Source organism: Streptococcus sp. HMSC034B05 (genome assembly GCF_001809055.1).
Lineage (GTDB): Bacteria > Bacillota > Bacilli > Lactobacillales > Streptococcaceae > Streptococcus > Streptococcus constellatus.
In genome coordinates this window covers 23,355-45,823 of sequence record NZ_KV795581.1, presented here as the reverse complement: position 1 = coordinate 45,823, position 22,469 = coordinate 23,355, and the positions used below count along the sequence as shown (strand labels likewise).

Genomic DNA, 22,469 nt, shown 5'->3' with positions numbered 1-22,469 from the left:
GATTATTACTGTTAATATCATAAAAAATTTAGACATATCAAATAAAACAGCGTAAAAACAATGATGTCTAAATATTATAAGTATTTACTAGCTAAAATCTGCTGTATTTTTACAAATAATTTAATGAATTTTTTTGGTTAAAAAGCTAGAGCCAGCCTACAACTTCAAAAATTATAAATTCAAAATTTAATTGATAAAAAAAGATAAAAGAAGTAAAATATATATATAGTTCATTTTCTTTTAATAAAGAAATAATCCAAACAATATAGAGGAGGAATCTTATTGTGAATATTACAATTGCAGGTGCAGGTGCAATGGGCAGCCGGTTTGGTCTCATGTTGCATCAAGCGGGTCATAAGGTCATTTTAGTAGATGGTTGGGCAGACCATGTAAAAGCTATCCAAAAAAATGGCTTGCAGGCTAATTTTAATGGCGAGGAGCTTGTTGCGAAATTGCCAATTTATCTTCAAAACGAAGTAGAACCAACTTTGTCCAGTGATTTAATCATTCTATTTACTAAAGCAATGCAGTTAGAAGCAATGCTAACAGACATTCAGCCATTGATAAAAGAGCACACAAATGTTCTTTGTTTATTGAATGGAATTGGACATGAAGAAATCATTGAAAAATATGTTCCAAAAGAGCATATCATGATCGGAAATACTATGTGGACAGCAGGTATGGAAGGACCAGGTCGAGTGAAGTTATTCGGAAACGGAACTGTTGCACTGAAAAATCTAGTTTCAGATTCAAAAGCTAAACAAGCAGCTGATCACATTGTAGAAATCTTAAATTCTGCTGGATTGAACGCACAGTATTCTGAAAATATCTTGCACGCCATTTATAAAAAAGCCTGTGTAAACGGGACAATGAATGGTTTATGCACTATTTTGCTTTCTAATATGGCAGATTTCGGTGACACCACTCCCGCCCATACGATTGTTGAGCGCATTGTCAGCGAATTTGCGGCGGTTGCAAAATATGAAAATGTCGATTTGAATGTTGAAGAAACTGTAGATTACATCGAAAAAAATTGCTACAATCGAGATACAATCGGATTACATCACCCATCAATGTATCAAGATTTGAACGAGCATAATCGTCTGACAGAAATTGATTATATCAACGGAGCTGTCGTACGAAAAGGTCAAAAGTATGGTATACAAACTCCATATTGCTCCTTCTTGACAGAATTGGTTCACTGCAAAGAACAAATATTAGGCGCTAAATAATTTGGAAACAGAAAGGGAAATTAGATGGAAACACAAGCACAAGAAAAGATGACGGCAAAAATATTTGTCAATAAAGTATTGTCGGGAACGGCATTAGGAGTTATTATTGGTTTAATTCCAAACGCTGTTTTATCAGCTATTTTAAAATATTTCAGCACCGTGCCAATTGCACAGACCATTATTCATATTGCTGTTATCTTCCAATTAGCTACACCATTGATTATCGGTGGGTTAATCGCTTTGCAATTTGGATTTAAACCCATGCAGATGATGGTCACTGCAGGAGCTGCTTTTGTAGCTTCAGGTGTCGTCACTTTCAATACTGAACTTGGAAAATATGTCGGAGCTGGCACAGGAGACCTAATTAACACCATGTTAACAGCAGCTATCGCAGTTGGCATGCTTATGTTAATCAAAGATCGATTTGGTTCAACAGCTGTGGTAGCTATGCCAATTGTCGTCGGGGTAGGTGCAGCCTTGATTGGCTTACTGCTCTTGCCATTTGTTAAACAAATTACAACTGGCATTGGAGTGGTTATCAATGAATTTACACACTTACAACCGCTATTGATGTCTATTTTAATTTGTTGTTCATTTGCCTTTATTATCATTTCTCCAATCTCAACCGTTGCCATTGGTTTAGCCATTCAATTAAATGGAATTTCAGCCGGAGCTTCAGCAATGGGTGTGGCAGCTACAGCCGTTGCTTTAGTTGTTCACTCTTGGAAAGTGAATAATTCAGGGGTGACTTTAGCTATTGCTTTGGGAGCTATGAAATTGATGATGCCAAACGTCTTTAAATATCCAATTATTTTAGTTCCGTGTTTGACAACAGCCGTTATATCCGCTATCCCGGTAGCTCTTTTCTCAGTCAGTGGAACAGCTCAATCAGCAGGTTTTGGTCTCGTAGGTTTGGTGGGACCATTAGCCTCTATTGATGCAGGATTAAATATAGCTTTAGCAGTTGTTGTATGGCTCATTGTTCCAATCCTTGCAGCTCTTGCAAGTAAAATTGTTTTTGAAAAAATCTTGAAACTATATGACTCTTCTGTTGTATTTAAATTCCAAGACTAATAAAAAATCTGTCGAATCTTCGACAGATTTTTTATTAGTCTGCTATTCAAAGCATTTATTTCTCCAAGTCAATCCGCTTATTTAGCTTGTCCATTAAAATTCCACCAATAATGAGTGAAACAAACTCTCCAATTGCCGTTGTAAACCATGTAAAAAGAAACGGGGCTTTCGCAACAAAATATAACTCTGCAGCAATTGTAATCATTGAAAATGAAAAGAAAATCGCAAAATAAAAGAAAGCTTTATTGATCAATCCGTTAAACAAATATTCGTTCATGTGTTTTCTAAAGAAATACACACCCAAACTCAAAAAGACCAAGGTTGATCCGCCACCAACAAAGACATCAATGATTCCAAAACTAAACAAATTAGCAATCATACAGCCCAGTGTGACCCCAATGATGTACTTGGGTTTATAAAAAGCCATAAAATTCATCATTTCAGAAATCCGAAATTGATAGGCTCCATAACTAATAGCATTCAGGGGCGGTGTCATTGTTAGAGCGACATAAATCGCAGCAACGAGAGCAATCTGAGCCATATCGCGAATAGTAAATTTTTCCATGTTTTCTCCTTTGGCGGCTATAACCGCGTATAATATGCTTGGCGAAAGGAAACTAAGCGCCAAGGGCTGCATTGAGAACATTAATACAGCTTTTCAAGTATAGCACAATTTTTTTAAATATGATAGAGTAAATATATGAAAAAATATATTACACACTTTTTTGACAATGAAATTTTATCTTACCTGTTTTTTGGATTGTCTACCACGATTGTTGCTATCATCACACGCATACTCTATTATGCATTGAGTAACAACGAACTATTGGCGACCGCCTTAGGAAATATCGCTGGTATCCTCTTTGCTTTTGTAACAAACGATACGATTGTCTTTAAACAAGAAAGAAAGGGTTGGTTCTCTCGTTTTATCAAGTTTGTTGTTGCGCGACTCTCTACCTTTTTATTGGATATGGGACTCACACTCGTTTTCGTTACTACTTTTCCTGCTATTATTGGTCAATTTGTCCACAATGACATTAAAACGGTCAACACTATTGAAACTTTGCTTGCTCAAATTATTATTATTGTGCTCAATTATGTTTTCAGTAAAATCTTTGTATTTAAAAATAAATCAAAGAAATAAAAAACAAACCTACTCAAAATGGTGGCTTGTTTTTAATCCCAAAGAGCTTTGAAGCTCTTTTTTATTCTTAAATTTCTACACTTGGATGCTCCATTGTCAAGTGAGTGATTTCTCCTTTTACATCAAAATAATCTTCTACCAAATATTGCAATTCTTGCATAGCAGCTTGTGCACGTTTTGCTTGTTCTTCATTGACAGCTTCAATAACTAGCACTGCATCTCTGGTTTCTTCTGTCAGCATAGTTCGCTTAGCTTCGCGCCAGTTGAGACAACGACAAACCGCTCCTTCATCATCATGGTAGATGATTTCTTCTGGAAGAGCTGGTGCATCCGTCTCTGCTCCAAGCGGAAAGAAAGGTTCTCCACCTTGCGCTTTAGCTAAATGTAGTCCTCCCTCAATTTTGTCAATATCTTCACCACCACAAGGCACAGCATAAGAAAGTGAAACACTATTATAAATATCCACCAATGGATTGATTGGATTGAACTCACGACCTTGACTCACTCTTTTTAAAAGTGCTTCAATGGAAGAACGGGCTCCTTTTTTAGTTTTAAATTTGGTAAAAGCCTGCCGCCATTCCTGAATAACCTCATTTTGCGTAAATGGTTCATCAGAAATAAAATCTTCTGCTCGTTTGCTTCCCTTGTCTAACAGGGATTTAAAATAAAGGTCCTTACTTTCATCAACACTATTATCCAATCCTTTAGCTACCATAATACTAATTTGTGCTTGAGGAAATAACTCCCAAAATTCATTTTCAACTGTAACTTTCATCATCTACCTCTTTCGTAATTTCTTTTTTGTCCTTTTTTTACTGAATCCCAATCACCTGTGATATTTTCGCGAACTCGAATCAACATTTCCTCCAACTGCTTTGCTTCTGCTATCGAAAAACCCTGCAATGAAGTTTGCTCAGAATATTGATTTTCAGCTAAAATAAATGGATAGAGAGCCGCGCCTTTTTTTGTAACAAACCATTCTTTGTTTTTTCGGTTATCAGGTGCTGACTTCTGTTCTAAAAATCCTTTTTTCTCCAATTTCTTCACAGAACGGGCAACCGTTGAACGATCTACTTTTAAAAGTTCAGACAACTCTTCCTGAATAATCCCTGGATTTTCAGCAATTCGGACTAAATACAAATACTGTCCACGTGCCAAATCAATATCACGAAATTCAATATTCGCAATCGAATCCAGCGCTCGAGCAATAATTCCAATTTCCCGCAAAATAGTCATATTCCCTCCTTCGCCAATTATTATAAACTATTTTTGTTGCAAATGCAATAAAATAATATTAAAAAAAGAAGTTTTATCTTCTTTTTTCATTTTTTTGTTTTTTGAATGAGTCGTGTGGTCAATTGTTTATGCCTTGTTTCAAATGAACTTTCGTGACAACGTTGATAACTTGCATTTAGAATCGCGCCAATAATAAGTATTTGAGCAATGAGAGTAAACCAAATCATCACGACCACAACAAAAATGGAACTGAAAAATCGAACATCCATTAAGTGATTTACATAGGTGTCCAAATAAACGGAAAACAAATTTAGCAATACACCAATTGTAAGAACTACAAAAACCGTTCCTGGTAGTACGTAGCGAATTTTCTTGATTTTGACATTAGGTAAAAAGTAATACAACATCAATAAAGAAAGAAAAAGTAAAGTGTAAATGGTTGGCTGCGTCATCTTTTGTAGACTAGTATAAAGCTGGTTATCAAATCCCCAAAAACTATGGAGCAGACGAAGAGACATTCGCCCAAACATTGTCATCAAAAGAGAAAGAGCAAAGAGCAACTGTAATCCTAAACTCATCACTATACTAAACAATCTGTGCGAAATGAGTCCTCTATCTTTGGCGACACCATAAGCTTTATTAAAAGCTTTTTGCAAGAAAGACATTGATTGTGAAAAAGCCCATAAAGCCGAAAGAATGGAGAAGCTCAACAAGCCAGAAGACGGTTGGGTTAATACATTACGAATGACCTTTGCAATCACTTCATAAAGTGACTCTGGCAGAACATCTTCTATCGCTTCTAAAAATTCTGCTATTGGAATTTGAAAATAAGGCAATATATTCACAACAATTAACAGCAATGGAAAAATTGAAATCAACAAATAATAAGCCACTGCAATGCTGGTCAAATCAATCTCAGATGCCTGATAAAATTTAAAAAAAGCTTGTAAATATGGATTATGTCCGATCCTAGAAACCAACTTCTTCATCTCATCCCCTATAGAAGAAGGAGCAAAAAGCCCCCTCATTCTACTTCTAGTTTTAATACGTTCCTTCTTCCCCTTGACTGGTCAAGATAACAGGTCCATCTTTGGTAATCACAAATTGATGTTCGTATTGACAAGAAAGTCCACCGTCCAGCGTTTTATGAGCCCACCCCGTCTCAAAATCTGTGTCAATCTCCCAAGTGCCTGTTGAAATCATCGGCTCAATTGTCAAGACCATTCCTTCACGAAGACGTAAACCACGTCCAGCACGTCCGTAATGAGGCACCATTGGCTCTTCGTGCATAGTTGGTCCAACACCATGTCCTACTAAGTCACGAACAACACCATAACCATGACTTTCCGCATATTCTTGAATCGCTGCACCAATGTCACCAATCCGATTGCCAACTTGAGCAGCTTCAATTCCACGATAAAGGCATTCTTTTGTAACCTCCATCAATTGTTGTACTTCTTCACTCACTTGACCAACTGCATAAGCCCAGCAAGAATCCGCCACACCTCCACGGAAATTTTCCGTATAGTGTTTCATTTGTTCCACATTATTGAAATCAAGTTTAGAAACATCTAACTCAGCTTTATCAACCAAGCCAACGACCATATCTACTTTGATTAAGTCACCTTCAACTAATTTTTTGTGACGTGGAAAAGCATGTGCCACTTCATCATTCAATGAGCAGCAAGTGGCATAAGGGTAATCCATGATGCTGCCTTCCACACCAATTTGAAGAGGAAGCGCATTATCTTCTTTACAGCGTCTACGAACATATTCTTCTATGTCCCACATATCAACACCTGGTTTAATCAAATCTCTTAAACCAATGTGGATACTGGCAAGAAATGCTCCACTCTTATCCATTAAATCAATTTCACGTTGTGATTTTAAAGTTATCATTCTTTCTCCTTAATATCTGAAGTATTAGTTTATCTTTACTGTAATCGTCGCTTTTGCAACCAATTGAAGTTTTAAATAAATATCATAATCTAAAATGGCAGAATGCCTTGTTTGTCGAACTATTCTTGGACGAAGTATCAAGGTTTCATCAATTTGAACAGCTTGTAAGAAATAAATTGTCATTTGCTCAATGACAATATTTTTCTTGCCAGATGTCACATACTGATGCGTTGCTGTCGTTAAAATTTCTGTCAAAATACCATTAGATAAGACACCGTTATTTTCTAACATAAAGGGTTCTACAACAAAAGTAAATTCATCATTAATGTGACGCAGTTTTTGAGAGACTTGATCGCTGAAAGTGGGCAGGCTGGAGACTTGGTCGCGACTCATTTTTTCCATGACATCACGACGCGTGATGACTCCAAGCAGAGTTTGATCGTTGCGAATAACTGGCACCATTTCAAAATCTTCTGTAATCATACGCTGACTAACATTGGCAATACTAGTATTTAAAGTGACGGCATAGATATTTTTCGTCATCACTTTATCCAAAATAGTGTGAGGTGATTTATCGCTAGCATCACGCATTGTTACCACACCAACTACCATATTGTGCTGATTAACGACAGGAAAACGACTGTTGCGATTTTTCCGGACCAAATCCATAAAATCACGAACGGTATCAGTATCTTTCAAGAATCCATATTCATGACTCCCCCGATACACTTGCTCCACTGTTAAAATATCTGTTTTAATCTGCATATTAGACAATGCACGATTGATGATTGTCGCAACTGTAAAGGTATCATGTTGTGATCTTAGAACAGGAATGCTTAAGCGATTCGCTAATTTTAAAACATCGCGGCTTACTTCCAAACCACCTGTCACTAATACAGCATTTTCATGCTTCAAGGCTAATAACTGAATACGGGTGCGGTCTCCAATAATCAAGAGACCTCCTTCCGTTAAGTAGCGTAAGAGATTCTTTTCGGTCATTGCTCCGATTGAGAATTTACTGAATTCCTTTTCAAGTCCATCCTGACCAGCTAAGACTTCAGAACCTGTAATTTCTGCAATTTCCTTATATGTTAAATGTTCTAGCTCCACCCTAGGAGATTTTACACGAATCGTGCCACTACGAGGACGCGTTTCAACCAATCCACGGTTTTCTGCTTCTTTAATTGCACGGTAAGCAGTTCCCTCACTTACTCCTAAAAAATTAGAGATACTGCGTACACTGACACGCTTTCCTACTGGTAATTCTTCTAAATAAGTGATAATTTCTTGATGCTTACTCATGAAAGTCTCCTTTTTCATAGCAAAACTCTAAATAATCCTGCATTTTACGTGTATAACGATCGCTTCCCCTAAATTGACGACCAAACCGAAAACCAGACTTTTGAGCAACTCGTTGACTAGCTTTATTTTCCAGATGAGTGACAATTCGTAACTTCTTAAACCCAAATTGTGTAAAAGAAAGATAAATAATATTTTTGACACATTCAGTCATCAAACCGCGTCCCCAATAGGCTTGGTGAAGAAAATAACCTAATTCTGCTTCGCCTCTGATTTCATCCATTTTTTCAAATTTAACAGAACCAATCATTTGCCCAGAATCTTTATCACAGATCGCCCAAATTCCAAGAGGATATTTCATGAAATAATTAGCCAATACATGTTGACTTTCTTGCAAATTAGCCTGTGCAGGAAAAATGAAATGTAGATTTTCAGGATTGGAGGCAATTTTATAAAAATCTTCACTATCCATAAAGGAAAAGGGACGCAATACTAAATGTTCTGTTTCTATAAAGGCAAATTCTGCCAATTTTGTCCACAAATTCATATCTTACCTCTAAGATAAAGCTCAGCTGGCGCGTACCAACTGAGCTATTTCACTTCATCGCGCCAACACTATTCAGAGTTACTCTTCAACAAGTTGAATGTCTGCTCCTAAATTAGTCAACTTTTCAATAATATTTGAATAGCCACGCAAAATAAATTCTACATTTGTAATCTCAGTTTTTCCGTGAGCTAGCAATCCTGCGATTACAAGAGCTGCTCCTGCTCGCAAATCAGTTGCTTTGACGACTGCCCCTTGCAATTGATTAGGTCCTTCATAAGCAATATGATTGGCACTTGTTGAAATCTTACCGGTCATTTTTGCTAATTCAGCGACATGATTTACTCGCTTTTCATAAATCGTATCAATAATCAAACCACGTCCCTTAGCCGTTAATAAAAGCGGCGTAATAGGCTGTTGCAAGTCTGTAGCAAAGCCTGGATAAGGAGCAGTCTTAATGTTGATTGCTTTCAAATTATGCTGCTTTTCGACATACACGCTATCTTCAGAAACGGTCATGCGGACTCCCATTTCTTCTAATTTCGCAATAAAGCTCTCTAAGTGTTCATAAAGGACATTATTGATTTGCACTCCTTCACCAATTGCCGCTGCCATTGAGATATAAGTTCCTGCTTCAATTCGATCCGGAATAACTTGGTGACGAGTTCCATGGAGCTTATCAACACCTTCAATGATAATAATGTCAGTACCGGCCCCTCGGATGTGGGCTCCCATATTATTTAAAAGTGTCGCTACATCAATGATTTCAGGCTCACGAGCCGCATTTTCAATAACAGTACGCCCTTTTGCCTTTACCGCTGCAAGCATGGTATTAATAGTCGCTCCGACACTTACTGTATCCATGTAAATACTAGCTCCATGAAGCCGCTCGCCACCTGTCGAAAGGTTCATGGAATTTCCCTCATAGGTCATAGTAGCCCCCATAGCTTCAAAAGCTTTGATATGCAAATCAATCGGTCGAGGCCCCAAATCACAGCCACCAGGCAAGCCAACTGTTGCTTCGCCATAGCGTCCAAGCAAACTACCATAAAAGTAATAAGAAGCACGCAAGCTATTGATTTTACCATAAGGCATAGGCATATTTTTTATCCCACGAGGATCAATTTTCAGCGTATCGTCTTGACGCTCAACGCTTGCTCCCATAGCTTCCATGATGTCAATCAAACTCACAACATCGGAAATATCTGGCACACAATCCAATGTTACAATTTCATCAGATAAAATTATCGCTGGAATTAAAGCAACCACGCTATTTTTAGCACCGCTAATGGTCACCTCTCCCTTTAAGGGGCGACCACCATTAATTACAATTTTTTTCATTTTTAGCTCTTTCAAGGAATTTATAATCAAATATACTGCACTTTATTATAACACAGTTTCTGTGAAAATCCTATCCTTTTAAAGAAATCTCTTTTAACTTGTCATTCTTGTTATATAACGATTACAAAACTCTTTTATTTTGGTGGCATTCTAAAAAGAGCGGGACAAAAATCAATTTTGTCCCGCTCCACAAAATGATAACTAGATCCGACAATCTAGGGAACTGCTGGAGTTTGCAGATAACACTAATATAATCGGCACAAATAAATACGTTTTAAGTCAGATTGCAACTGCGGCTGATTGTAAAATGCCACATAAAAAATTTATAAACAAGAGACTTGTATCCTAACTTCTTCTTTATTTTGCAACAACTGCTTTTAAAGCATCTACTTTATCAAGTTTTTCCCACGGCAAGTCAATATCCGTACGTCCCATGTGCCCATAGGCAGCAGTCTGACGGTAAATTGGGCGTTTCAAATCAAGCATTTGAATAATACCAGCTGGACGAAGGTCAAAGATTTGTCGAACCGCTTCTTGAAGATTGCTTTCTGAAACTACACCTGTACCAAAAGTATCAATGCGGACTGATACTGGATGTGCAACCCCAATAGCATAGGCTAGCTGGACTTCAGCTTTCTTGGCCAAGCCAGCAGCGACAATATTTTTGGCAATGTAACGAGCAGCATAGGAAGCGGAACGATCGACCTTTGTAGCGTCTTTACCAGAGAAAGCTCCTCCTCCGTGGCGTGCATACCCGCCATAAGTATCAACGATAATCTTACGTCCAGTTAAACCGGAATCTCCTTGAGGACCACCAATAACAAAGCGACCAGTTGGATTGATGAAAAACTTGCTTTCTTCATCTAAATATTCTGCTGGAACAACTTCTTTAATGACCTTTTCAATTACATCTTGATGAATCTGCTCATTGCTTACTTCTGGGTCATGTTGAGTGGAAATAACTACAGTATCAACACGGACTGCTTGGTCGTTTTCATCGTATTCAACCGTTACCTGAGATTTTGCATCCGGACGAAGATAGGAAATTTCTCCAGATTTGCGAAGCTCTGCTAAACGACGGACTAATTTGTGACTTAAAGAAATAGGCAGTGGCATTAGTTCAGGCGTTTCATCTACGGCAAAACCAAACATAAGACCTTGATCTCCAGCGCCAATCAAATCAAGTGGATCTTGATCAACATTCCCACGAATTTCTAAGGCCTCATTCACCCCTTGAGCAATGTCTGACGACTGCTCAACAAGCGACGGATGCACTCCCACCGTCTCTGCAGAAAAACCATATTCAGCATTTGTGTAGCCAATCTCTGCAATCGTATCACGAACTATGCGGTTAATATCCACATAAGCATTTGTAGAGATTTCTCCAAAAACATGGACGGAACCTGTATAGACAGCTGTCTCAGCAGCTACATGAGCTTCTGGATCCTGCTCTAAAATAGCATCTAAAATAGCATCTGAAATTTGGTCTGCAATCTTATCTGGATGTCCTTCAGATACAGATTCAGACGTGAAAAGTTTACGCTCTGACATATTCATGTCCCCCTTTTAATGAAATATTATCCCTAGAAATTCTATTATTGCTAGGAAGTTACTTGAAAATCTGTAAACAGACTTACGTTAAAAAGTTACAAAGCACTAGTCTCTACGGTCAATATTTAACCTTTGACTACCTTTTCGGGACTCTTTTAACTTCTCTATTGTATCATTTTTTATTAAAATAAACAGACAATTTGATAAAAATTAGAAGAAATTAAGAATATAAAAAGGTTGAAAAACATTTCCAACCTTATGTCCTTATCACGATTTACCTTCATACACGATTTGTCCATCACAGATAGTATAGCGAACAACACCTTTCAATTTTTCGCCAATAAATGGTGAATTAATTGATTTTGAGGCGAAATCTTCTGTTATCATGCGTTCGGCATTTGCATCAAAAATCGTGAGATCGGCTGGACCGTTCTCAGCAAGATAGCCCGCGTCAAAACCATAAAGCTGTGCGGGGTTAATCGTCATTTTTTCCAGCAACTGCATGAGGGTCAAATGACCTGCGTCTACCAAATACGTCAAGCCAAGTGAAAGCGATGTCTCTAAACCTGTCATACCAGACGGTGCTTGGGTGATATCTTTTACATTTTTTTCATCGACATGGTGAGGTGCATGGTCTGTCGCAATAACCGAAATCACTCCTGATTTAAGCCCTTCAATGACAGCTAAACGATCTGATTCCAAACGAAGGGGGGGATTCATCTTAGCATTGCTACCTCTGAGCAACAATAGCTCTTCTGTTTTAGAAAAATGCTGGGGTGCTGCTTCTGCTGTCACATGAGTGCCCAATCGCTGAGCAAATTCCACGACTTTCACGCTTTCTGCTTTTGATAAATGCTGAATATGAATATGAGTATTGGTTGCATGAGCAATCATGACATCACGCGCAATCATACTATATTCAGCAACACCTGTCGCACCGCAGAATCCAAAATGTTCTTTAGCGATATGCTCATTGAATCCCAAAATACCATTTAGTTCTGGATCCTCTTCATGAAGACAAATAAATGCACCATGTTTGTCAGCTTCTTCTAAAGCTTCGCGTACCATTTTCGTACTTTTTAATGGAATTCCGTCATCTGAAAAACCAATAGCTCCCGCTGCTAAAAGCCCTTTAAAATCTGTCAAATGTTGTCCATCAAAATTCTTTGTAATAGTTGCAACAGCTTTAATATGAATTTTTTCACGATCGGCAGATGCTAATACTTCCTTTAGTGTCTCTACTGTTGAAATCGTTGGAGTGGTATTTGCCATCATGACAACCGTTGTAAATCCGCCTGCTGTCGCTGCCAAAGCACCTGTGTGGATGTCTTCCTTATGTGTCTGACCAGGCTCACGAAAATGAACATGGATATCAATCAATCCTGGTGCTACCACCAATCCAGTCGCATCAATTACCTGAGCATTTTCTACTTTCAAATCTTGACCAATTTGAAGAATTCTTTTATCCTTCATCAAGATATCACAAATCTGATTTAAACCAGATTTAGGATCCATAAGTCGACCATTTTTAATTAACAACATAAATTTTCTCCTTAATCTTCATAAAAATCAACATGGCTCTCCACTAACGTCTCTCCTTTGTAAAAAAATTTGGCCGAGAAAAACGGTTTATTTTCTAAAAGCCACGATACAAAGATGTGATCTCCCTCCCAAGTTGGCCTAGATAGAACTTGTTCATACGGTACCCATTCCAAAGTACCTTCGTCGCAGTCAATTAGTTCTCCCTCAAACTCTGTCACTTTAAATACATAAGTGTACCAGTCATGGTGAGGCGTAAAATCCGGAAAAGTGATAATACCTTTTAGTACTGGCTTATTTACTTGTAATCCCGTTTCTTCAAAGATTTCTCGCACCGCACACTCCTGCGGTGTTTCACCTTTTTCTAATTTACCACCAACACCAATCCACTTGCCAGCATGAATATCATTAGGCTTTTTATTGCGATGAAGTAGTAAAATTTCTTTTCCATTGTCAATGTAACAAATCGTTGCTAATTTAACCATTTCTCCTCCTAAACTAACCAGTCAACGGGTTCTAATCCTTGATTTTTTAAAAATTCATTTGTCTTAGAAAAAGGTCTACTTCCAAAAAAACCTCTATGAGCCGATAAAGGACTCGGATGAGGAGATTCCAAAATGAGATGTTTTGGATTGGTAATCAATGCTTTTTTCTTGCGTGCATAAGAACCCCAGAGAATAAAAACAACAGGTGTATCTTTTTCATTGACAACCTTAATAACGGCATCCGTAAACGGTTCCCAAATTTGACCAGCATGCCCATTTGCTTGACCAGCAGGAACAGTCAAACTCGCATTTAGCAACAGTACTCCTTGACGCGCCCAAGATGTCAAATCATGAGATTCTTTCATTCCAATGTCATCTGCCAACTCTTTCAAAATATTTTGAAGAGAAGGTGGCGCTGGAATATCATCTGGTACTGAGAAACTCAACCCCTGTGCCTGACGCGGACCATGATAAGGATCCTGCCCTAAAATTACCACCTTTACATCTACTAAATCAGTCGTTTGTATCGCATTAAATACTTTTTCACGCGGCGGATAGATTGTGCCTGATGAATAAACCTGATTTAAAAAATAATTAATTTTACCAAAATAACCATCAGGTAATTGTTGCTTAATCAAACTATGCCAAGCTGAGTGTTCCATTGTTTTCTCCTCTTCTATACTCAATTACTTTTCTTCCTCAGGATAGGTCATTCCCCATTCTTTTCGTAAATCTGTCATGATTTTCATGACATCACGACTATAATGCAAGTACATCTCATCTTTGTCACCAGCTACTGCTTCTTCCATATCAAGAATTTCATACATTAAAGCATCACTCGTCTTTCCAGCTTCAATGATTTCTTGATGCCCGTCTTCCGTATAGGTAATAACCGCCTTTTGTCCTCGAGGATATTCATATATTTCAATATAGCCTTTATCATAAGCAATTGTTCCTCGCTTAGGCTGTTTAGCGTGGAGACTCAAGGTCAAAGTTGCCATTTCTCCTTCAGCATTCGTCAGAAGAATCCCCGCCTGCTCATCAACGCCCGTTGGTGCAAATTTCACTTGTGAAAGAATTTGATTGGGTCGAGATGTCATAAACCAGCGAACAAATGATAAGGCATATACACCAATATCCAAAAGGGCTCCGCCTGCAAGCTGACGATTAAAGAAACGATTTGTCATATCATATTCTTTATAACTGCCAAAGTTCATTTGAATCACTTTTAAGTCGCCTAATCGCCCGCTAGAAATTACTTTATTTAATTGACGATAAATCGGCATATGATAAATTGTCATAGCTTCAGCTAAAACAACATGATGCTGTTCCGCTAGGAAGATAGCTTCTTCTAATTCTTCAGAATTAAGTGTAATAGACTTCTCACATAGAACATGTTTTCCATTTTTTAGTGCTTTTCGTAAAAAATCAATATGCGTATTGTGTGGCGTGGAAATGTAAATAATATCCACATTTTCGTCACTAAATACGTCATCTATCTGGTCGTAGACTTTTTCAATACCGTATTTTTGTGCAAACTCCAAGCCTTTTTGATATGTTCGATTAGCAACCGAATAAAGCTTCCCTCCCAATTTCTCCAAAGCTTGTGCCAATTCATTAGCAATCACACCTGTACCTAAAGTTGCCCAATTGTAACGTACTTTGTTTTCCATAGTCTTTCTCCTAGCTACATGATTATTCTTATCATACCAAATTTTCCTTCATTTAGCTGACTTTTTATGTAGAGATATTACCTGTATCAAAATCTTCTAAAATCAAACTGTAAGGACACACATACTTTTCTATATAAACAATCGAATAAAATCAGAGTATTTCTTTATGTTATAATAAACTGAGGAAGGAGCAACCTTATGTGGTCTTGGTTTATTTTATTTTTACTCTTGTTTATTGCCTTATTTTACTTTTCAAATATGATGATAAAAATCATCATCGGAATCATATTATTTATTTTTGCTATTGCAATAATTTGCCTCATAATTGATTTTCATAACGATCCTAATAAAAACTAGTTGCTATCCTTATTTAATATTGTAAACTTAAAAAGCCCATTCAATGGGCTTTTCTTTATATGTAATTATTTAACTGTAAAATGTCGTCTATTGTCCGAGTTCATCTTTTTTAAATTGTTCATTTTCCGTGATTGCTGAGGCTAAAGTTTCCTCTTCCGATTGAATAGTTTGATCAGTTATTTCTGTCACTTTCATTTCTTGTTGAACTGGTGTTACTTCTGTTTTCATCGCTTGAGATTGTGCTGATTCTTGCGGTTGAGTAAATTGTTGCGTTTGAACAGGTTGTTGAGATTGTATTTGTTGTGTCGTAAATTGTCCTTAATCAACAGTAGATGTTTGCGCTTCTTTAGTCGGCATACAAAGTAAGATAATCAAAGCGATAGAACATGGTAGCATAGCTAAAACAGCTAAGATATTTAAAAGTGGAACCCACATCAAAAGTACAGGAGCTACATATAAAAAGATGAATGCCCAATGATAGCCAGCATCGCGCAAGCGACGCACAATAATTGCTAAATTTGGAACTAAAGTTGCTATCCAGAAAATACTCAATAAAATAATGATAATAAATGTAGAACCTAAGCTAGCTATAAAAACACTTGGATCAAATTCACCAAGTTCTTCCCGATAGTAAACTGCTTGTTGCACAATGTTGAAAGTTGCAGTTAAAATCGACCCAAAAGCTATCATACCAAATGGCAGTGTAATCAACACATTGCACAAAACAGACCACCAATACTCAGGTCTTGTTGATTTTCCTTCAAAATCAGCATAATGAGTCCAAAACTTTTTATAAACTGTAAACATAATAAATCTCCTAAGTTTTTATTTTTAAATATCATACTCTTCCTACTAAATCAACGGAATTTCAATTTTAGAACTCTGACTATTGAACAGTTTCTAATTGCCATTTTGTCCATCCTGAAAACTTGATCGCCCCTCGTTCATCTGTTCGATAAATCTTCGCATTTAAGCGATTCAATCGCTCTATCATTTCTTGATTCGGAGATTTGGATTGGTTATTTTTCCCAACAGAAATGAGTGCAACTGCCGGTTCTATTTGCTGTAAAAATTTTGAATGTGATGAATTTTTGGCTCCATGTTGCCCAACCTTCAAGACATCTGTTTTTAGCTTTGGATAAAGTTGCATTAGCTTTACTTCATCCTCTTCTGTTAAATTGCTCATAAATAAAAACCTTGTACGAAAAAATTGACCATATAAAACTAGCGATTGATCATTCTTATTCGTACCAGAAAGAACTTGCAAATGATGATCAAAAATAGGAAGTTTGTCTCCTTGTTTTACGACATGAACAAATGCCCTTGTCTCCTTTAATTTATTTAAAAAGTCTGCATCATTCAAACTACTTCTGGAAATAAAAATTTTCTTTACCGCAAACTTTTTAACCACTTTTATTACATCTCCCGCATAATCTGCATTAGGATTTGTTAAGATTAGAGTATCAATCGTATCTATACCACGACTTTTTAGGTAAGGAATCAAAGTTTTCTCCGCATTTGATTTAGTTGTTCGTTTTTGCCAAGATTCTTTTGTTCTAATTTCTTCACGTCCTCCAACGTCAATCAATACATTTCTACCTTTCCAGTCTCTCAAAAAAAGACTATCTCCCCGTCCAACATCAACCATTGTGATCTCATTTTGCAAAGGAAATTTAGTTATAAAAAATAGTATAGCAAGACACAAGCTGAGCAATATCACCCATTTTTTATTTTTTCTAACATCATACAAAATAGCCAGTACAAGCAGCATAACAACTAACAAAAGCGAGCCAGGTTGTCCAAAAACGATTGGTCTGCCAAAGACATTGGCTATCCAACGAATACTATTTTCTAAACCTTCAAAAAGAAAATTTACTTGAATGAGCTTTATGAAAGGTGAAATGAGAAAAATCAGCGTTAAACCCGGTAACATCACTATATCGAAAATTAGTGAAAAAACAAATGTCAATAAAATAGACCAAGGTTGAAATTCTCCAAAATAAAAGATTAGAATCGGTAAAACACCAAGTGAAATGATACTGCTCTCTACCACAACTTTTCTCCAAGAAGTCAGACTTTCAAAATCTATAACACTAATAACAAAAGCATAGGCACAGGAGAGAACTCCTCCTGCCGTTAAAAGAAAAGATGGCATAAGCAAGGACAACACTATTATTGTTAAAGCAAAATTATCTAATTTAGTGATACCATGTTGCGACAATAATTTCTGAATTAAGCTCCGTACAACGGATACTGAAAATCCAGTCATTCCTGCATAAAAGAAAGAAAACGGATATTGGCATTTATGAACCATTTCCTTCGTAAGTCCCAGCTTCAAAAGCAACTTACGAAATCCTTCCATAAAAAAGCCAACTTGCATGCCAGATAACGCAAATAAATGAATAATTCCCAAGCTAGAATAAAGATCACTCATTTCATCAAAATCTGTCTCTAATGCGCCAAATAAGAGCCCTGTCATGTAATGATTCATCGGATTTGGAAAATTTCTCTTAATGAAAACCAATGCCTTTCTTCGCCAGCTAGACAACCACTCAAACGGTTGGAAGCTAACCCTATCTTGACTAGACAAAATTTGATCCACCTTTAAAATTCGATAAATCCCTTGTGTTTTTAGATAGACTTGATAATCAAAACCAGAAAAATTGCGCTGCTTTTCAGGAGATTCAAATTCCCCCTCAACAGTTAATGTGACAAGACTGGATAGATTTTGAAAAGCCAACTGTTCTTCTTTTGATTTCAATTTGTAGTAAATTTGATAAGTCTGTCCATTTGCTTTACCGCGAAAAGAAAGCGAATCTCCATTTACCTTAATCGTGTCAGGTAGAACTGCTACTTGTCTTACAGAAGAAGGTTCTGCTTTTGTTTGCCACTCTGCCATTTCTCTACGAACAAAGAAAAAAGCAGCAAAACAAGCGAGAAACATTAAAGTTGTGAAACATTTTTTCGGTGAATAAAGGACAAAAAGACGGATTATTAGAAAAATAAAACAAAACCAAGCCAACCAGCTACTTTGATAGATTGCAAAATATAGCCAGACAAGTAAGAAAGCAATGTAAATTGGTTTAATCGGAAATATCTTAATCCACTGTGACATATTCTTTCAATTTCTCTAATGTTTTAGCACCAACTCCTGATATATTTTTAAGATCATCAACAGAATTAAATTTTCCATTTGCCTCACGATAATCTAAAATATCTTGGGCGCGCTTTTGTCCAATACCAGAAATAGACTGTAAATCAGACAAATTGGCCTTATTTAGATTGACCTTATTCCCTTTTTGTGCCGCAGTTCCATTGGTATCTGTCGTTAAAGTTTGTCCATTACTACTTGCAGCATTTGTTACATTTTCACCCATAACTGCCACGTAAATCACAGCCTCATCTGTTAGTTTTTGAGCCAAATTGATAGATTTGCTGTCAGCGTCTGTCGTTAGTCCACCCGCTTTTTGGATAGCATCATTTATTCGGCTTGTTTTTTTTAATTGATAAATACCTGGATTTTTAACAGCACCTTTAACATCTACAGTTAAAAATTCCAATTCTTCACTCGCTAAATTCTTTTGAGATTCTGTTTCTTCTTTCTGTTGTTTTTTCTTCGTTTCAGTTGAAGTTTCTTTCCGTTCTAGTTTTGCATTTGTGGTCTCTTGTGCAATATCTCCCACATTAGATTGTCTAGCAGATTTACTAGTCATCATAAAAAATCCTGCTATGATCAAACCAATCAGGCTTAAACCAACTAAAATTTTATACTCTTTTATTTTTGCGATGATTACCTCTAACATTTTTCCTCCTAAACTGAATGAAAATTTACTTTATCTGTTTATTCGTAAAATAAATAAAAAAGCTGAAAAAATTTTTCAGCTTTTGCGATATTAGAAAAAGAATTTTGATAAGGATTAACCAATGAAACACTTCACCCTATTAAAAAATGAGAGTAATATAATGGATATTATCGTATATTATAAGTCTTCATAGTCCGAGCAATATCTCTATTTTGCTCACGACGTTTAATAGATTCGCGCTTATCATAGTCATGTTTCCCTTTAGCCAATCCTAAAAGCAACTTAGCATAACCATCTTTAAGATAAACTTTGAGAGGAACTAAAGTCATCCCAGTTCCTTTGGTTTCCTGCTCTAATTTTTTAATTTGCTTTCTATGCAACAGCAATTTTCTCCTACGTTCAGGATCTTGATTCCAAATATTTCCTTCTTCATAAGGAGCTATATGGACATTACTGAGCCAGACTTCTCCATTTTTGATTTGAGCAAAGCCATCTTTTAGGTTAATTCGTGCAGCGCGTACGCTTTTAATTTCAGTTCCAGTTAAAACCATGCCCGCTTCAATCGTATCAACAATAATATAGTCGTGACGTGCTTTCTTATTTTGAGCGACGACCTTTCCCTCTCCTTTTGCCATTCTTACTTCCTTTCTTAGTCATTTCTTTATAAAATGGTTTCTTCCCTTTGCTTTTCTTTGATTTCTTATCCCTAGAAATGATTCCTTTTGAAGATTTGCTCTTTCGCTCTCCGTCACCGCGATAAGACTGTTGACGTCCGTCTTGCCTGAACTTGGAGTGCTTTTTCTTTTCAATTACATCATATTCACTAGGTAGGTATTCAAAGTCAATCTCACCAGTCGCCTTATCCGATCGAACTAACTTAATGCGAATCTGTTGACCGACTCGAAAAACAACACTGGATTTTTCACCCTGCAAAGTTAGATTACGTTCATTATAGTGGAAAAACTCTGGCAAGTTAGCTACATGAATCAAACCTTCAACTGTGTTTGAAAGTTCGACAAATAGACCGAATTTGACTACACTCGACACAATACCATCAAATTCTTCTCCCACAAATTCTTCCATAAACTCAGCCTTTTTCATAGCTTCTACTTCTCGCTCCGCTTCAATAGCTCGCCGTTCCCTGCTGGAAGACTGACTAGCGATATCTGGAATGACTTGCTCAAAATGCTCTGCTATTTCCTTAGAACGCCCGTAATCGCGCACCATGCGATGAACCAAAAGGTCTGGATAACGGCGGATTGGACTGGTGAAGTGAGTGTAAAACTCGGCTGCCAAACCATAATGACCGTAGTTATGCTCTGAGTAACGAGCCTGCTGCATGGAGCGCAAAAGCATCATAGATAGCACTTCTTCATAGGGCTGACCATGCACCGCTTTCATAATATCTTGAAGAGCAGATTGACTTATAGAATTAGCCGTTCCATATACTCGAACTCCAAAGGTAGAAGCAAAGTCAATAAACTTCTGTACTTTTTCAGCTTTAGGTTCTTCGTGAATCCGATAGATAAAGGGCAGCTTTAGTTTAGCAAAATGCTCTGCCACCGTTTCATTTGCGACCAACATAAAAGACTCAATCATACGCTCCGCAAGGCCACGCTGACGTAAAATAATATCTACTGGACGTCCAGCCTTATTGACCAAAATTTTAGCCTCTTTCGTATCAAAATTAAGGGCTCCTCGCTTGAAACGCATCGTTTCTAAGATAGCATGAAGCTCTACCATTTGCTCTATACTTGGCACAATCGCTTTAAAAGCTGCTCGTTTTTTCTCGTCTCCCGCAATCATGTCATTCACATCGCTATAGGTCATACGAAAAGTAGTTTTAATGACTGTTTGAGTAACAGTATGCTTAACAACTCGCCCTTTTTGATCAATCTCCATGATGGCTGATTGCGTCAGCCGATCTACATTAGGATTGAGTGAACAGATGCCATTTGACAGACGCTCAGGCAGCATAGGTACTACTCGATCCGTCACATAAACAGATGTTGCTCGATTGAGCGCTTCCTTGTCCAATTCAGAACCTTCTTGAACATAGTAAGAAACATCTGCAATATGAACTCCCAGTTCAAAATGTCCATTTGATAGTTTCTTGATATGAACTGCATCGTCCAAATCTTTAGCATCCGCCCCATCAATAGTAAAGGTAATTTCATTACGCAGATCTAAACGACCTTCAAAATCCTTTTTAGATGGCATATCCGGAATTGCTGACGCTTCTTTCAAAACTCTCTCTGGAAACTCAGACACAATGTCCATGGACTCCAAAACTTCCAGAACATCAATACCCGGATCATCCTTGTGACCCACTACATCCAAAATAGTAGCTACAAAAAAATCATGTTTTTTAGTCGGGTACTTATCAATCTCTACTTTTAAAATTTCTGTCCCATCCAAAACCAAAGCTGGTTTCTTGATATAAATAGGTTGAGATATTTTCTGATTTTTTGACCGAATATAACCAGCATACTTAGGCTTTTCTTCATCCAAGATGAGCTGACCCACTGCTGTTTTTAAGCTGTGTTCCAAAACATCAATAACCTTCGCTTCAGCAGACGTTCCCTTGCTGCGATCTGCAACCTTAGTGATTGCAACTTCTACCGTATCGCCATCAATCGCATAGTTGACATCATTGCGACCAATAAAAAGATCATCCTCTTCTTCATTTAAGGTAACAAAGCCAAAGCCATTTTTATGGGCGTGAAAGGTCCCTTTCAAAGTAAGCATCTGCTTTTCTTTACGAAGTTGGATTTTCCCAGCATTGCTAAAGGTCAATTGACGTTTTCGCTCCATTTCAGAAATCGTCTGAACTAAATTTCTAAAGTCTTTTGCTTTTTCTTTTCCTAATCTTTGTGCCAGCTCATCCATACTAGCTTCTTTCTTTTCTCTTAAATAGTTTAAAATTTCTTCTTTCATTCTTTCCTTTTTTCTTATATTCTCTAAACTTTAAGTTACTTTTTCCTCACCTAATACAGAAAAAATAGGCAAAGACAAAGTCAGAGCCCATTTTATTTACTAGATAAGATTGTCAGCATTAGTGCAATCAACAACCAAAAGAAAACCATCACTCCTGTCAAACGCTGCATAACTGCTTCAAAGCCTCTTGCTTTTGGTCGTTCAAACAAATCTCCTGCACTTGCGTCAAATACATTACTTGATTGATTTTTTGTAGGTTGCATAAAAATTGCGATTAAAATAAATACTGATAAAATCAATAAAATGGTTAATAATAAATTATACATATCAAACTCCTTAAAATCTCATTCATTTT

General features: G+C 37.1%; 22 protein-coding genes, 1 pseudogene and 1 riboswitch. Of the genes and pseudogenes, 3 read left to right on the top strand and 20 right to left on the bottom strand.

Annotation, left to right across the window (positions count from 1 at the left end; translation table 11 throughout):
* The first annotated feature begins 284 nt into the window (after positions 1-284).
* Together HMPREF2542_RS00255 and HMPREF2542_RS00250 are read left to right on the top strand one after the other, a co-directional pair.
* The gene (locus tag HMPREF2542_RS00255; protein ID WP_003069195.1) at positions 285-1,232 is read left to right on the top strand and encodes a 2-dehydropantoate 2-reductase; all 948 of its coding nucleotides are present in this window, start codon (positions 285-287) and stop codon (positions 1,230-1,232) included.
* A gap of 24 nt (positions 1,233-1,256) precedes the next feature.
* A complete protein-coding gene (locus tag HMPREF2542_RS00250; RefSeq protein WP_003029822.1) occupies positions 1,257-2,306 on the top strand; it encodes a PTS sugar transporter subunit IIC in 1,050 nt (349 codons plus the stop codon).
* A 55-nt stretch (positions 2,307-2,361) separates the two neighbouring features.
* Here the strand turns inward: HMPREF2542_RS00250 and HMPREF2542_RS00245 are convergent, their stop codons facing one another.
* On the bottom strand, positions 2,362-2,871 hold the full coding sequence (locus tag HMPREF2542_RS00245; protein ID WP_058669510.1) for a QueT transporter family protein: 510 nt from the start codon (positions 2,869-2,871) through the stop codon (positions 2,362-2,364).
* Positions 2,869-2,978, bottom strand: a riboswitch (PreQ1 riboswitch). It overlaps the preceding gene by 3 nt.
* Positions 2,979-3,006: 28 nt before the next feature.
* On the opposite strand from HMPREF2542_RS00245, the gene HMPREF2542_RS00240 reads away from it, so the two are divergent.
* Positions 3,007-3,450 (top strand): GtrA family protein, encoded by a 444-nt coding sequence (locus HMPREF2542_RS00240; RefSeq protein WP_058669509.1) that lies wholly within the window; start codon positions 3,007-3,009, stop codon positions 3,448-3,450.
* 67 nt (positions 3,451-3,517) lie between these two features.
* On the opposite strand, the gene HMPREF2542_RS00235 is transcribed toward HMPREF2542_RS00240, so the two are convergent.
* The 19 genes and pseudogenes from HMPREF2542_RS00235 to secG form a co-directional block, all read right to left on the bottom strand.
* Positions 3,518-4,225: a B3/B4 domain-containing protein gene (locus HMPREF2542_RS00235; RefSeq protein WP_058669508.1), complete on the bottom strand. Its 708-nt coding sequence runs from the start codon at positions 4,223-4,225 to the stop codon at positions 3,518-3,520.
* Positions 4,225-4,686 carry a MarR family winged helix-turn-helix transcriptional regulator gene (locus HMPREF2542_RS00230; RefSeq protein ID WP_020997766.1) on the bottom strand — a complete coding sequence of 154 codons (462 nt, stop codon included), beginning with the start codon at positions 4,684-4,686 and terminating at the stop codon, positions 4,225-4,227. The genes HMPREF2542_RS00235 and HMPREF2542_RS00230 overlap by 1 nt, the downstream gene beginning before the upstream one ends.
* An 86-nt stretch (positions 4,687-4,772) precedes the next feature.
* Positions 4,773-5,675: a YihY/virulence factor BrkB family protein gene (locus tag HMPREF2542_RS00225; RefSeq protein WP_058669507.1), complete on the bottom strand. Its 903-nt coding sequence runs from the start codon at positions 5,673-5,675 to the stop codon at positions 4,773-4,775.
* Positions 5,676-5,727: 52 nt separating this feature from the next.
* A complete protein-coding gene (locus HMPREF2542_RS00220; protein WP_058669506.1) occupies positions 5,728-6,585 on the bottom strand; it encodes a methionyl aminopeptidase in 858 nt (285 codons plus the stop codon).
* A 24-nt stretch (positions 6,586-6,609) separates the two neighbouring features.
* On the bottom strand, positions 6,610-7,887 hold the full coding sequence (spxR, locus tag HMPREF2542_RS00215; protein WP_058669505.1) for a CBS-HotDog domain-containing transcription factor SpxR: 1,278 nt from the start codon (positions 7,885-7,887) through the stop codon (positions 6,610-6,612).
* Positions 7,880-8,431, bottom strand: a complete 552-nt coding sequence (locus HMPREF2542_RS00210; protein ID WP_003069207.1) for a GNAT family N-acetyltransferase — start codon at positions 8,429-8,431, stop codon at positions 7,880-7,882. The genes spxR and HMPREF2542_RS00210 overlap by 8 nt, the downstream gene beginning before the upstream one ends.
* 78 nt (positions 8,432-8,509) lie before the next feature.
* Positions 8,510-9,769: a UDP-N-acetylglucosamine 1-carboxyvinyltransferase gene (locus HMPREF2542_RS00205; protein ID WP_003042302.1), complete on the bottom strand. Its 1,260-nt coding sequence runs from the start codon at positions 9,767-9,769 to the stop codon at positions 8,510-8,512.
* A gap of 357 nt (positions 9,770-10,126) precedes the next feature.
* Positions 10,127-11,320 (bottom strand): methionine adenosyltransferase, encoded by a 1,194-nt coding sequence (metK, locus tag HMPREF2542_RS00200; protein WP_003069208.1) that lies wholly within the window; start codon positions 11,318-11,320, stop codon positions 10,127-10,129.
* Positions 11,321-11,587: 267 nt separating this feature from the next.
* Complete coding sequence (locus tag HMPREF2542_RS00195; RefSeq protein ID WP_037597078.1) at positions 11,588-12,862, bottom strand: dihydroorotase; 1,275 nt, start codon at positions 12,860-12,862, stop codon at positions 11,588-11,590.
* Between the two features lie 11 nt (positions 12,863-12,873).
* Positions 12,874-13,344 (bottom strand): NUDIX hydrolase, encoded by a 471-nt coding sequence (locus HMPREF2542_RS00190; RefSeq protein WP_058669504.1) that lies wholly within the window; start codon positions 13,342-13,344, stop codon positions 12,874-12,876.
* 8 nt (positions 13,345-13,352) lie between these two features.
* Positions 13,353-14,006, bottom strand: a complete 654-nt coding sequence (locus HMPREF2542_RS00185; protein ID WP_006269516.1) for a uracil-DNA glycosylase — start codon at positions 14,004-14,006, stop codon at positions 13,353-13,355.
* A 24-nt stretch (positions 14,007-14,030) separates the two neighbouring features.
* The gene (locus HMPREF2542_RS00180) at positions 14,031-15,017 is read right to left on the bottom strand and encodes a Gfo/Idh/MocA family protein (protein ID WP_037597080.1); all 987 of its coding nucleotides are present in this window, start codon (positions 15,015-15,017) and stop codon (positions 14,031-14,033) included.
* 444 nt (positions 15,018-15,461) lie between these two features.
* Complete coding sequence (locus HMPREF2542_RS10020; protein ID WP_227743444.1) at positions 15,462-15,602, bottom strand: hypothetical protein; 141 nt, start codon at positions 15,600-15,602, stop codon at positions 15,462-15,464.
* A 90-nt stretch (positions 15,603-15,692) separates the two neighbouring features.
* A complete protein-coding gene (locus tag HMPREF2542_RS00175) occupies positions 15,693-16,181 on the bottom strand; it encodes a DUF805 domain-containing protein (RefSeq protein WP_082663089.1) in 489 nt (162 codons plus the stop codon).
* A 79-nt stretch (positions 16,182-16,260) separates the two neighbouring features.
* Entirely contained in the window at positions 16,261-18,489 is a 2,229-nt protein-coding gene (locus tag HMPREF2542_RS00170) for a DNA internalization-related competence protein ComEC/Rec2 (RefSeq protein WP_058669503.1), read from the bottom strand.
* Positions 18,473-19,177 (bottom strand): helix-hairpin-helix domain-containing protein, encoded by a 705-nt coding sequence (locus HMPREF2542_RS00165; protein WP_058669502.1) that lies wholly within the window; start codon positions 19,175-19,177, stop codon positions 18,473-18,475. The genes HMPREF2542_RS00170 and HMPREF2542_RS00165 overlap by 17 nt, the downstream gene beginning before the upstream one ends.
* Before the next feature lie 167 nt (positions 19,178-19,344).
* The gene (smpB, locus tag HMPREF2542_RS00160) at positions 19,345-19,812 is read right to left on the bottom strand and encodes an SsrA-binding protein SmpB (protein WP_006267184.1); all 468 of its coding nucleotides are present in this window, start codon (positions 19,810-19,812) and stop codon (positions 19,345-19,347) included.
* A gap of 165 nt (positions 19,813-19,977) precedes the next feature.
* Positions 19,978-22,114, bottom strand: a pseudogene (gene rnr / locus HMPREF2542_RS00155) (ribonuclease R); the annotation flags it as partial.
* A 92-nt stretch (positions 22,115-22,206) separates the two neighbouring features.
* Positions 22,207-22,440, bottom strand: coding sequence for a preprotein translocase subunit SecG (gene secG / locus HMPREF2542_RS00150; RefSeq protein ID WP_003024744.1), 234 nt, complete (start codon positions 22,438-22,440; stop codon positions 22,207-22,209).
* Positions 22,441-22,469 lie beyond the last annotated feature (29 nt).